13 protein-coding genes are annotated in these 12,137 nt (G+C 62.8%); 4 read left to right on the top strand and 9 right to left on the bottom strand.

Features of this window, described 5'->3' with window-relative positions:
- Positions 1–9: 9 nt before the first annotated feature.
- The 5 genes from ASD99_RS28250 to ASD99_RS34200 form a co-directional block, all read right to left on the bottom strand.
- A complete protein-coding gene (locus tag ASD99_RS28250) occupies positions 10–948 on the bottom strand; it encodes a lysophospholipid acyltransferase family protein (protein WP_057145627.1) in 939 nt (312 codons plus the stop codon).
- A gap of 84 nt (positions 949–1,032) precedes the next feature.
- Positions 1,033–3,009: a threonine--tRNA ligase gene (gene thrS / locus ASD99_RS28245; RefSeq protein WP_057145625.1), complete on the bottom strand. Its 1,977-nt coding sequence runs from the start codon at positions 3,007–3,009 to the stop codon at positions 1,033–1,035.
- 170 nt (positions 3,010–3,179) lie between these two features.
- Entirely contained in the window at positions 3,180–4,007 is an 828-nt protein-coding gene (gene blaOXA / locus ASD99_RS28240) for a class D beta-lactamase (RefSeq protein WP_057145623.1), read from the bottom strand.
- A gap of 147 nt (positions 4,008–4,154) precedes the next feature.
- Positions 4,155–4,568, bottom strand: a complete 414-nt coding sequence (gene yidD, locus ASD99_RS28235; RefSeq protein ID WP_413813963.1) for a membrane protein insertion efficiency factor YidD — start codon at positions 4,566–4,568, stop codon at positions 4,155–4,157.
- Positions 4,569–4,650: 82 nt separating this feature from the next.
- Positions 4,651–4,809 (bottom strand): hypothetical protein, encoded by a 159-nt coding sequence (locus ASD99_RS34200; protein ID WP_082583447.1) that lies wholly within the window; start codon positions 4,807–4,809, stop codon positions 4,651–4,653.
- A gap of 90 nt (positions 4,810–4,899) precedes the next feature.
- On the opposite strand from ASD99_RS34200, the gene ASD99_RS28230 reads away from it, so the two are divergent.
- Complete coding sequence (locus ASD99_RS28230) at positions 4,900–5,805, top strand: LysR substrate-binding domain-containing protein (RefSeq protein WP_056582070.1); 906 nt, start codon at positions 4,900–4,902, stop codon at positions 5,803–5,805.
- A 17-nt stretch (positions 5,806–5,822) separates the two neighbouring features.
- Here the strand turns inward: ASD99_RS28230 and ASD99_RS28225 are convergent, their stop codons facing one another.
- Positions 5,823–6,269 (bottom strand): iron-sulfur cluster assembly scaffold protein, encoded by a 447-nt coding sequence (locus ASD99_RS28225; RefSeq protein ID WP_057145620.1) that lies wholly within the window; start codon positions 6,267–6,269, stop codon positions 5,823–5,825.
- A 240-nt stretch (positions 6,270–6,509) separates the two neighbouring features.
- Here ASD99_RS28225 and folE point away from each other — a divergent pair, with 240 nt between their 5' ends.
- The 3 genes from folE (at position 6,510) to ASD99_RS28210 (ending at position 8,693) form a co-directional block, all read left to right on the top strand.
- On the top strand, positions 6,510–7,145 hold the full coding sequence (gene folE, locus ASD99_RS28220) for a GTP cyclohydrolase I FolE (RefSeq protein WP_056582066.1): 636 nt from the start codon (positions 6,510–6,512) through the stop codon (positions 7,143–7,145).
- 36 nt (positions 7,146–7,181) lie between these two features.
- Entirely contained in the window at positions 7,182–7,640 is a 459-nt protein-coding gene (gene hisI / locus ASD99_RS28215; protein WP_057145618.1) for a phosphoribosyl-AMP cyclohydrolase, read from the top strand.
- A gap of 81 nt (positions 7,641–7,721) precedes the next feature.
- On the top strand, positions 7,722–8,693 hold the full coding sequence (locus tag ASD99_RS28210; RefSeq protein ID WP_413813961.1) for a patatin family protein: 972 nt from the start codon (positions 7,722–7,724) through the stop codon (positions 8,691–8,693).
- A gap of 70 nt (positions 8,694–8,763) precedes the next feature.
- Here the strand turns inward: ASD99_RS28210 and recJ are convergent, their stop codons facing one another.
- The 3 genes from recJ to glpX form a co-directional block, all read right to left on the bottom strand.
- Complete coding sequence (recJ, locus tag ASD99_RS28205) at positions 8,764–10,548, bottom strand: single-stranded-DNA-specific exonuclease RecJ (protein ID WP_057145744.1); 1,785 nt, start codon at positions 10,546–10,548, stop codon at positions 8,764–8,766.
- A 178-nt stretch (positions 10,549–10,726) separates the two neighbouring features.
- Entirely contained in the window at positions 10,727–10,951 is a 225-nt protein-coding gene (locus ASD99_RS28200; RefSeq protein WP_057145616.1) for a DUF6434 domain-containing protein, read from the bottom strand.
- Between the two features lie 73 nt (positions 10,952–11,024).
- Positions 11,025–12,008: a class II fructose-bisphosphatase gene (gene glpX, locus ASD99_RS28195; RefSeq protein ID WP_057145614.1), complete on the bottom strand. Its 984-nt coding sequence runs from the start codon at positions 12,006–12,008 to the stop codon at positions 11,025–11,027.
- Positions 12,009–12,137 lie beyond the last annotated feature (129 nt).

Genomic DNA, 12,137 nt, shown 5'->3' with positions numbered 1-12,137 from the left:
TTCCCACTTTCAGGCTGCCAGCTTGGTCCGCGCCGGCAGGAATGGAATGCGGCGGCGCGCCACGACTGGCGCCAGATCGAACACGCCGCGATAAAGCCGGTCGAGCAACGCCTTGCGGTCGCGCAGTGGCTCCAGCTCATTCCAGCTCAGCACATCGCCGACGCGCACCTCGATCGCCTTGCCGGACAGCCGCGCGAATTCGTGGATGAGCAGCGATGTGCGCAGCGTCAGCGAGGCCTTGCCGACGAATTTCGCCACCCGGCCGTCGCGCTCTGCCATGTTCATCGGCCCGCTGACCAGATGGAACAGCCTGCCGTTCTGCCCGGAAAAATGCATCGGGATGACCGACGCCTTGGCGTCCTGGACGAGGCGGGCCGGAAACATCTTCCACGGCAAGTCGCGCGCCCGGCCAAAGCCCTTCGGCGCGGTGGCGACACCGCCGGCCGGAAACACCACGATGGTGACGCCTTCCTTCAGCAGCCGCACCGCTTCATGGCGCACAGCCATGTTGTTCTTGAGCGCGTCCTTGCTCTCGGAAAAGTCGATCGGCAGCGAGTAAGGCTCCATCTCGCGGATCTTGAGCAGATCCTTGTGGATCATCACCCGGAACGGGCGTCCGAGCTGCTCAACCAACGACAGCACGGCAATACCGTCACCGATGCCGAACGGATGATTGGCGACGATCACCAGCGGCGTATCCGGCAATTGCGCCGGCGGCCATTGATCTGATGTCCGCACGCGGACGTCGATCAGGTCGAGCATGCGGCTGAACACGCGTTCGCCGGTCGGCACGACCTGGCGGCGCCAGAAATCATAAAGTGCGGTGTAACGGTCGCGGCCCGACAGGCCTTCGACCGAATGAATGAACCAGCGCGCCAGCGCCGGCTGGCGCGGATTGGCATAGGAAAGCTCGGGAAAGGGTCGTTCGCGCAATTTCAACTTGAGCATAGGGGCTCGTTACAAGGTCGGCGTGACAGGGATATGAAAATGGCGGTGGATCGCTCCACCGCCATTTCGTCGGAACTGTGCCAATTACGCCGCGCGTTTGCGCCTGCGGTCGGGCGTGATCGCTTCTTCGGTCAACTGCGCGATCGCCTGGTCAAGGCCAAGCGATTCCTGATCGCGCGAGCCCAGCCGGCGCATGTTGACGGTCTGCTCCTCCGCCTCACGCTTGCCGCAGACGAGGATGACCGGCACCTTGGCCAAGCTGTGTTCGCGGACCTTGTAATTGATCTTCTCGTTGCGCAGATCCGCTTCCGCCAACAGGCCCGCGGCCTTCAGCCTTGCCACCACCTCGGTCGCATAGCCGTCGGCATCGGACGTGATCGTCGCCACCACCACTTGCAGCGGCGCGAACCACAGCGGGAAATGGCCGGAATAGTTCTCGATCAGGATGCCGAGGAAACGCTCCATCGAGCCGCAGATAGCACGGTGCACCATGACAGGCTGCTTCTTCTCGGAATCCGAGCCGATGTAGAAGGCGCCAAACCGTTCCGGCAGGTTGAAGTCGACCTGCGTCGTGCCACACTGCCATTCGCGGCCGATGGCATCCTTCAGCACATATTCGAATTTCGGCCCGTAGAACGCGCCCTCGCCCGGATTGATCGAGGTCTTGATCCGATTGCCGGACCGCGTCCTGATCGTCTCCAGCACGCTGCCCATGATCGCCTCTGCGTGATCCCACGCTTCGTCGGTGCCGACGCGCTTGTCCGGCCGCGTCGACAGCTTCACGCTGATTTCGTCGAAACCGAAATCGGCATAGGTAGACAGGATCAGGTCGTTGATGCGCAGGCATTCCGCTGCCAGCTGTTCTTCAGTGCAGAAGATGTGCGCATCGTCCTGCGTGAAGCCGCGCACGCGCATCAGCCCATGCAGCGCGCCGGATGGCTCGTAGCGATGCACATTGCCAAATTCTGCAAGTTTTACGGGCAGATCGCGATAAGACTTCAACCCGTGCTTGAAAATCTGCACATGGCCCGGGCAATTCATCGGCTTCAGCGCGAAGACGCGGTCGTCATCGGTGTCGTCGCCGGCGACCGTCACCTTGAACATGGCGTCGCGATACCAGCCCCAGTGGCCTGACGTCTCCCACAGGCTCTTGTCTAGAACCTGCGGCGCGTTGACCTCCTGATAGCCCTGCTCGTCGAGGCGGCGGCGCATGTAGTTGACCAGATTCTGGAACATCTTCCAGCCCTTGGCGTGCCAGAAGACGACGCCAGGGCCCTCTTCCTGGAAATGGAAAAGGTCCATCTCGCGGCCGATCTTCCTGTGGTCGCGCTTCTCGGCCTCCTCCAGCATCATCTGGTAGGCTTCGAGCTGCGCCTGGTCGGCCCAGGCGGTGCCGTAGATGCGCGTCAGCATCGGGTTGTTCGAGTCGCCGCGCCAATAGGCGCCGGCCACCTTCATCAGTTTGAAGGCGTTGCCGATCTGCCCGGTCGAGGCCATGTGCGGGCCACGGCAAAGGTCGAACCAGCCGCCCTGCGCGTAGATCTTGAGATCCTGATCCTCGGGAATGGCGTCGATCAGCTCCAGCTTGTAGCGTTCGCCCTTGTCGGCAAATACCTCTTTCGCCTTGTCGCGCGACCAGACCTCTTTGGTGAACGGCTTGTTGCGCGCAATGATCTCGCGCATCTTCTTCTCGATCACCGGAAAATCGTCAGGCGTGAACGGCTCGTTGCGGGCAAAGTCGTAATAGAAGCCGTTCTCAATCACCGGCCCGATGGTCACCTGCGTTCCCGGCCACAACTCCTGCACGGCTTCCGCCAGCACATGTGCAGCGTCGTGGCGGATCAGCTCCAGCGCGCGCGGGTCGTCGCGGGTGACGATCTCGACCTTGCCGGATTTGCCGAGCGGATCGCTGAGGTCGCGCACGGTGCCGTCGATCGAGTAGGCGACGGCCTTCTTGGCCAGCGACTTGGAGATCGATTCGGCCAGGCCAGCACCGGTCATCGCCGCGTCGTATTCGCGAACGGAACCATCGGGAAATGTCAGGGAAATGGAATTCAGCATGTGTATCTCCTATCCAGTCCCGCAAACGAGCGCGGGTGGTTGAAAATGCATGTCGTGCGAAAATGGGTTTGGAGCCACGACATGCAAAGAGTAAGCCGGATGCGTCCGGCGGCGGCTGTCTTTTATGGACAGATTCCTCCGCCGTAAAGCCCGGCTCAGGTGTCAGGCCTTCATTTGATGAGCAGCGGCAGATCCTTCAGGAACGCGGCCCGGGTCTTGAGGCCCTTCGGCATATCGGTGCGGTTGGTGTCGACGACAAGCCGCGCAAAAACGATCTGGCGACCATCCTTTTGCGCCCAGCCGACGAACCAGCCGAGTGAGCGCTTGTCCTGGACCTTGTCGGCATCGTTGCGCAGCCTGGTACTGCCGGTCTTGCCTTGCACCGTCCAGCCTCCGGCCTGGAAGGTCGGGATGATCGCTGATGTCATGTCGTAAGCCCTGGCCGAGACAGGCAGCTTGCGGGCCAGCAGCTTGCGCAGGAAATCGACCTGCTCGACCGGCGTGATCGTGAGCGAGGAATTCACCCAGGACTGGGTCAGACCATCATTCTTGCCGGGATTGCCGGAAACATCGGCGTTGCCGTAGTCGAATTTCGAGACATAGCCGGCAAAACTCTGCGGCCCAAGCCGGCGGGTGATTTCTCGGGAAAACCACAGAATCGAATCCCGCTCCCAGACCACCGGATCGACGGTCTTCTGATCCCGCTTCACCGCGTTGAATTCAGGCTTGTAATCCCAGCTCGGCGTGTGCTCGTCGCTCAGGATCCCGCTATCATAACCGATCAGCGACAGCGGCACCTTGAACGTCGAAGCCGGGCTGAACCGTTGGTCGCACACACCATCCTGGTAAAGCGTCTTGCCGCTCGCCGCGTCAGCGATCACCGTACATTGAACGTCCCTCAGCGGCGCCGATTGCGCGCGCAGCGGAAATCCCAGCAGCCAGGCGAGCAGGAACAGGATTCCGGCAAAGATGAAGGGAAGACGGTCGAAATTGCGCATTTTCTGCTCGCTCCAGAAGGGGGTTCGCGAGCGGCTTAGCGAGGTGTCTTGTCTCGATTTTGTCTCAAATGCGCAGTCTTTGTGCAGGCTTGCGTTAACCCTACCAGTTCGTAAACGCGCAGTGTCGTCGGGACATGACCGGCGCCATCAGCCCTGCGCTTCGCCACGCTTGCTGCCGATCCGCCAGTACCGCCAGGGCATGAACCAGACATAGCGCTCCGCCAAGGTCTCCGGCACGCGGTCGATGCCATGCGTGCCAAATGGCCCGCAGCGCAGCACGCGGAAAAATCCCATCCAGCCGCCAGCCCACAGGCCATGGCGGGCAATCGCCTCATGCGCATATTCCGAACAGGTCGGCAGATGCCGGCAGGAATTGCCGACAAAGCCGGACAGCGTCAGCTGGTAGAGGCGCACGAGCGACGTGCCGAGCAGACGGCCCGGCGTCTTGCGCCACGGGCCGGGCCAGTTGCGGCCGCGCCTTGGCGGTCCGGCACTATGCGCATGCTGGTCGCCCACCGCAGTCTCCGTCCCAGAGCATGATCCCGAAAAGCGGAAGAACATGCTCAAACAAGTGCATTCCAACGCGATAGATGTGGGCTTCCACTGGAGAACGCAATCCCCGCTCCTTGCGCGCCTCCCGCCGTCACGGACGGAAACGTCGAAACGGCTGCCGGTCAGCCGAAGGCGCCCAGCGGCCACGACTGGTCGGCTCATCGCGGCGTTCTTCACGCTGTCTCTCGTCGCGCCATTGAAACGTTGCGATCCGCATGACATCGCCAAAGATGCTTAGCAACTGGATCATGATCGGTCTCCTTTGACGCGATTAGACCGCCGCTGGCCTTCGCCTTCAAACGAGTATAATTTCAACTTCGGATAATCCTGGGTTATGCGAATGAAGCGCGGGCGCTTGCCGCTGACGGCATTGAGAAGCTTCGAGGCAGCGGGCCGGCATCTGAGCTTCAGCCGAGCCGCCGAGGAGCTTTTCGTCTCGCAGGCCGCGATCAGCCGGCAGATCCGCGAACTCGAAACCTTCCTGCGTCAGCCCCTGTTCGAACGTCGCCATCGCCGTGTCGAACTGACCGACACCGGCCGGCGTCTGCTGGATCAACTCGTCAGAAGTTTCGACGCCATCGACACCTTGCTTGGGGAACTGGTGGCGACGCCGCTGCAGTCCGTGGTTCGCGTCAGTGTGGAGCCGTCGCTCGCATCCGTGTGGCTGGTCCCCCGGCTCAATCAATTTCGCGAATTGCGGCCCGATATCGACGTCTCTCTCGAAGTCGATCCAAGGCTGATCGAGTTCCGCAGCGATCAGCCGGAGCTTGCCCTGCGCTTCAGCGCACATGCCACCTCGTGGCCGCGCAGCCAGGCTGAGCGGCTTGCCTCGACGGTCGATTCACCGGTTCTATCGCCGGCGCTGCTTGCCTCGGGCCCTGCCCTCGAGAAACCCATTGATCTTGGTCGCTACACGCTTTTGCACGAGGAGAACCGTCAGGGTTGGGCGCGCTGGTTCGAAGCGGCCGGCGTGCCTGCCGACGCCGTGCCCGCGCGCGGTCCGATGCTGGCGGACGCGTCGCTTTCAAAGCAGGCCGCCCTGCTCGGACATGGCGTGGCACTGGGCGATCTCCTGCAGATCGGCGGGGAAATCGCATCCGGCGCGCTGATCAAGCCGTTCGATATCGACGTCGCGTCCGGTGCCTACTGGCTGGTCGCCAGGAGCCTGCGCGACCTGTCGGAGCCGGCCGCCGCGTTCGCTGACTGGGTGCGCGGCGAATTTGCCGAAACCAGACGTGCTCTGTAACGGTCGGTTATCGGCCCTCAGGCTGCTCCTTCGGCGCGCTTCTTCTCGATCTGGCCGATCGCGTCGACCACGGCATCGAAAGTCAGCATGGTCGAGGCATGACGGGCCTTGTAGTCGCGCACCGGCTCCAGATATTTCAGGTCCGCGAAGCGACCGTCCGGCGGAGCGCCATTTTCCTTCAGCATTTTCAGCATCGTGTCGCGCACCGCGCGCAATTCCTCGGTGCTCGCGCCAACGACATGCTGCGCCATGATCGAGGATGACGCCTGGCCGAGCGCGCAGGCCTTCACGTCATGGGCAAAGTCCGTGACCACGCCATCCTGCATCTTGAGGTCGACGGTGACGGTCGAGCCGCACAGCTTGGAATGCGCCTTGGCGGTCGCGTCGGGATGATCGAGGCGGCCGATGCGGGCGATGTTTCCGGCAAAACCGAGAATTTTCGCATTGTAGATGTCGTTTATCATTATTTTCCAATCCGTCGCCGCCAAGCGAACAGCGATTGCCGCTGTCGTGTCTTCCTTTCGCTCATCATGACCATATATAATGCTGGCAGTCCGGTATCGACAAGACAACGAAAGCCAGTGTCTTTGCCGGGAAGTTCACGCCACTTGCGGGGCTGGAAACCGGGCGAGTTTCCGACACCGAAAGGTCGTGGTCCGTTCAACTCGTTCCTCCGCCGAGAGGGACTACGGGAGACGCCTTTTATGGATGCCGTCATCAAGAAACTCATGCCCCAGTCAGCCTATATGGAGAAGCCGGTAACCGACCGGCCGAGCGAAGCCGAAGTCGAGGCCGCCGTGCGCACGCTTTTGCGCTGGACCGGCGACAATCCGGACCGCGAAGGGTTGATCGACACGCCCAAGCGCGTGGCCAAGGCCTATCGCGAAATGTTCGGCGGCTACGACATGTGCCCGGCCGAAGAACTCGGCCGCACCTTCGAGGAGGTTGCCGGCTACGATGACTTGGTCATCGTCAAGGACATAACATTCCATTCGCATTGCGAGCATCACATGGTGCCGATCATCGGCAAGGCGCATGTCGGGTATCTGCCGGATGGCAAGGTTGTCGGCCTGTCCAAGATCGCGCGCGTCGTCGACATCTTCGCCCACCGCCTGCAGACCCAGGAAGCCCTGACTGCGCAGATCGCCGGCGTCATCCAGGACGTGCTCAATCCGCGCGGCGTCGCCGTCATGATCGAGGCCGAGCACATGTGCATGGCCATGCGCGGCATTCGCAAACAGGGTTCAACCACGCTGACCTCGACCTTCACCGGTGTCTTCAAGGACACGCCCGAAGAGCAGGTCCGTTTCGTCACCATGGTGCGCGGCAGCGGGGTCTGAATCGCGCTCGCCGGCCACTAGGAACAAGGACCGGCGATGTCGGCACTGGAATTTCCAAAAGCTCCCTCAGACAAGAAAGCGCTCGAGGAAGGCGCAGTGTTTTCACCGCGCTTCGACGCTGCCGGCCTCGTTACGGTCGTCGTCACCGACGCCCAGGACGGCATGCTGTTGATGGTTGCGCACATGAATGCGCAGGCGCTGGCGCTGACGCTGGAGACAGGCATCGCTCACTACTGGTCACGCTCGCGCAACGCGCTTTGGAAAAAGGGGGAAACCTCGGGCAATTTTCAGCATGTCGTCGAGATGCGCGCCGATTGCGACCAGGATGCATTGTGGCTGCGCGTCAAAGTGTTGGGCCACGACGCAACCTGTCACACCGGTCGGCGTTCATGCTTTTATCGGACGGTGGGGCTGGTCGATGGCAAGGGGACGCTTGCCGACGACGGCAGCAAACCGCTGTTCGATGCGGAAAACACGTATCGGAAGCTTTTGTGAACCATTCAATATTCACAAGCCACTCATGTTCACTATTCTCAAACGTACTTCCTGTAGAAGGGGAGTGGGACAAGGGAGATTATGATGCTCGAGTGGGCGTCATTGCGTAGCAGGACAGACGTTCGGGAAGCCAACGGCCTCTCCTCGTCCGGCGCGTCCGAAACGAAACATCCGAAGAAAACAGGCATTTCGCTCGCGTTGGGCGGCGGTTGCGCCCGCGGCTGGGCGCATATCGGCGTGTTGCGCGCGCTCGACGAAGCCGGCATCGAAGTGTCGATGATCGCCGGCACCTCGATCGGCGCGCTGGTCGGCGGCTGCTATCTCGCTGGCAAGCTGGACGAACTCGAAGAATTCGCCCGCAGCCTGACCAAGCGCCGCATCTTCGGCCTGCTCGATCTCAACCTGCGCGGCAGCGGCCTGTTCGGCGGCATGAAGCTCGACGCCCGACTGCGCGAGCACATGGCTGGCATTCGTTTCGAGGATCTGGCCAAGCCGTTCGTCGCAGTCACGTCGGAAATCCGCACCGGCCACGAAATCTGGCTGTCGAGCGGCTCGCTGATCACCGCCATGCGCGCTTCCTACGCGCTGCCCGGCGTGTTCGAGCCGGTGAATTGCAACGGCCGCGTGCTGGTTGACGGTGCTCTGGTCAACCCGGTGCCGGTTTCGGTCTGCCGCGCCTATGAGCAGCCACTCGTGGTGGCGGTCAATCTTCACTATGATTTGTTCGGCCGTGCCGCCGTCATCAAGCACAGCGCCGGCGAACTGGTCATCGAAAAGGACGCACCAAGACCGGGCCAGGTCGATGCCGAGCACCAGTCGCATCAGACGCGACTCGGCATCACCGGCGTCATGGTCGAGGCCTTCAACATCATCCAGGACCGCATTTCGCGCGCCAGGCTTGCCGGCGACCCGCCCGACATGTCGCTGCAGCCGAAGCTCAGCCATATCGGCCTGACCGAGTTCCACCGCGCCGACGAGGCGATCAACCTCGGTTATCAGGCGACGATGGCCCAGATCGGCGAACTGACCCGGCTGCAGTCCGTTCTCGCCTAGGTATACCTGCCGTGCAACAAATGATCGGTGCGCTGCTGCGTTGCGCATCGGCTGCCCAATCTGCGCGATCTCACGCGCGCGCCGCATCGACAATGCGAAATTGCACCGTGCGGTTGCCACTCCAGTAATTGCCCGACAGCGAACCGGCGACGTGGATTGTCTTGCCCCGGTTCTTGAACAGGAATTCGCCAAGGGCGGTGTCGACGGCGCGAAAGGCGATCGCCTGGATGCGACCGCCGCTTTCCGATTGCAGCTCGACGCGGATGTGGTTGGTGCCGACCGGCCGCGCATCTGCCAACCGGTGACGCGGCAGCGCGAAAACGGGTGCTGCATGCCCGGCGCCGAACGGTCCGGCCTTTTCCAGCGCGTCGAGCAGACTGAGCGTCGCGCCTTCGGCGGCAAGCGCGCCGTCGATCGCCAGACTTTCCTCGGCTTGCAGCCGGAACACATCGGCCGCCGCCCGTTCTTCGAAAAACGCCCTGAGCTCGCCAAGCTTCGCCCGCTCCACGGTGATGCCCGCCGCCATTCCGTGGCCGCCGCCCTTGACGATCAGCCCGGCACCGGCCGCCTCGCGCACCAGCCGACCGAGGTCGAAACCCGACACCGAGCGGCCCGAGCCGGTGCCGGTGCCGTTGGCGTTGAAGGCGATGGCGAAGGCCGGCCGCCGCGCATGATCCTTCAGCCGTGAGGCGAGCAGACCGACAATGCCCGGATGCCAGTTGTTGCTGGCGGTGACGACGATCGCCGGGCCATTGCCGCCGGCAAGCTCTGCATCGGCCTCCGCGCGTGCTGCGGCGAGCATCTCCTGCTCCATCAGCTGCCGCTCCTGGTTGAGCCGATCGAGCGTCTCGGCAATGGTGCGCGCCTCGACCGGGTCGTCGGTCGCAAGCAGCCGGCTGCCAAGTGCGGCATCGCCGATGCGCCCGCCGGCATTGATGCGCGGGCCAATCAGATAGGCCAGATGGAAAGTGCTGATCGGCTCGCCGATCCGCGACACCCGTGCCAGTGCCGCCAGCCCTTCATTCTTCTGCTGGCGCGCCATCTGTAGCCCCTTGACCACGAAGGCACGGTTGACGCCGGTCAGCGGCACCACGTCGCAGACGGTGGCCAGTGCCACGATATCAAGCAGCGAAAGCAGGTCCGGCGGCGTAGCATCGGCCATGCGGCCGCGCAGGATCTTGGCCGTCTGCACTAGGGCGAGGAAGACCACGCCGGCGGCACAGAGATGGCCCTGTCCGGAAAGATCGTCGTCGCGGTTGGGATTGACGACGGCGATTGCCGCCGGCAAGGCACCGCCGACCTGATGGTGGTCGAGCACCACGACATCGGCCCCGGCCTCGTTGGCGGCATCGATGGAAACGGCACTGTTGGTGCCGCAATCGACAGTGACGATCAGTGTCGCGCCACGCGAAACCAGTTCGCGCATGGCGTCGGGGTTGGGACCATAGCCCTCGAAAATGCGATCTGGGATGTAGATTTCCGACGGCACCGAGAAATGCGCAAGGAACCGTTTCAGCAAGGCCGACGAGGCGGCGCCGTCGACATCATAGTCGCCGAAGATCGCCACCTTTTCTCTGGCCATCACCGCGGCGGCGATGCGAGCCGCCGCCCGGTCCATGTCGGTCAGCGATGCCGGATCCGGCAGAAGATCGCGGATCGTCGGGTCGAGAAACCGCTCGGTCTGCTCGGCGGTGACGCCGCGACCGGCAAGCACCCGCGCGACGATGTCGGGCACGCCATGGCCCTGCGCGATGGCGAGCGCGATCATGTCTTGCCGCTCGGTCAGCCGATGCTCCCAGGAGACCCCGGTAGCCGACTGCCTGACATCGAGGAAGAGGCGTTTCTCGCCGGTCATTCGCTTTGCCAACTCATGATTGGCCGCAGGATAGTGCATGTCGCCCGAAAGTGTGCAGCGGTTTTGGGACAACGACATGCATAAAAGCGCGTCGCGTGAACGCGACGCGCTTTAGGCCAAAGGCAGGCAAAGCCAAGCGGTTCACGGATGTGCGCCGTCGCGGATGATGTCAAGAAAACTACGCTTTCCGCTTTTCAGCCTGGCGCCGAAGCCACTCGTCGGCCGCATCGCCCATCGTCTTGTCTGCACCGTCCTTGAGCCAGGCCATGAACGGCCGGTCGAACCTGAACGCATCGCCGCATTCGCGGATGAGAAAGCGGCGCACGTTCTGGGTGTTGCGATAGGACTTCGTTATGGCGGTGGCGCGCGAGATCGGATCCGCGTGCCAGTCGAACGGTTTCATCGTCAAATCCCCGCAGCCAGCATCGAATGCGCCCAAATGGCTAACAACTGCAAGGTGGCTTCGCAAGCGAGCGTCAGAACTTATCCAGATCCTGGTGCCTGGCCTTGATCTCGCGCACCGTCCGCGACGATGAGCGCAGCACGATCGTGTGGGTGGTGATGTAATTCTGGCCGAACTTGACGCCAGCCAGCATATTGCCGTCGGTGACACCGGTGGCCGCGAACAGCACATCGCCGCGCGCCATGTCCTCCGTCCGATAGACGCGTTTCGGATTGGAAATACCCATCTTTGCCGCGCGAGTGACCTTTTCCGGCGTGTCGAGGATCAGCCGGCCCTGCATCTGGCCGCCGGTGCAACGCAGCGCGGCCGCCGCCAGCACGCCCTCGGGTGCGCCGCCAGTGCCGAGATAGATGTCGATGCCGGTTTCTTCCGGATCCGTGGTGTGGATGACGCCGGCGACATCGCCGTCGCCGATCAGCCGGATCGCGGCGCCCGTGGCGCGCACGGCATCGATCAGCTTGGCATGACGTGGCCGGTCGAGAATGCAGGTGGTGATGTCCGATATAGCGACGCCCTTGGCCCGGGCGAGGCTCGCGATGTTTTCGGCCGGCGAGGCATCGATGTCGATGACGCCGTCCGCATAGCCCGGGCCGATGGCGATCTTGTCCATGTAGACATCGGGTGCGAACAGCAGGCTGCCCTTCTCGGCGATCGCGATGACGGCGAGCGCATTGGGCAGGTTCTTGGCGCAGATCGTCGTGCCTTCGAGCGGATCGAGTGCGATATCGACGGCCGGACCTTTGCCCGAGCCGACTTCCTCGCCGATATAGAGCATTGGCGCCTCGTCCCTCTCGCCCTCGCCGATCACCACCGTGCCCCTGATGGCAAGCCGGTTGAGCTCCTGGCGCATGGCATCCACGGCGACCTGGTCGGCCGCCTTTTCGTCGCCGCGCCCACGCAGCCTGGCAGCGGCGACGGCGGCCCGTTCGGTGACGCGCACCAGTTCCATGGTGAGTATCCGGTCAAGACTGGCGACGATGTTCTGGGCAACATTCATCTGGTGATATCCTCGTTCGCAATGCGGCCTCCCGCCGGAGGCGGCCTGTTTTGTCAAACGAGCATGACAACGGCAAGACCTGCCATGAGTTTTATCGAATAGCCAGTAATATCAATCGATTAAACCGAC

Source organism: Mesorhizobium sp. Root695 (assembly GCF_001428185.1).
Taxonomy (GTDB): domain Bacteria; phylum Pseudomonadota; class Alphaproteobacteria; order Rhizobiales; family Rhizobiaceae; genus Mesorhizobium.
This window is presented reverse-complemented; position numbering and strand designations above follow the sequence as displayed.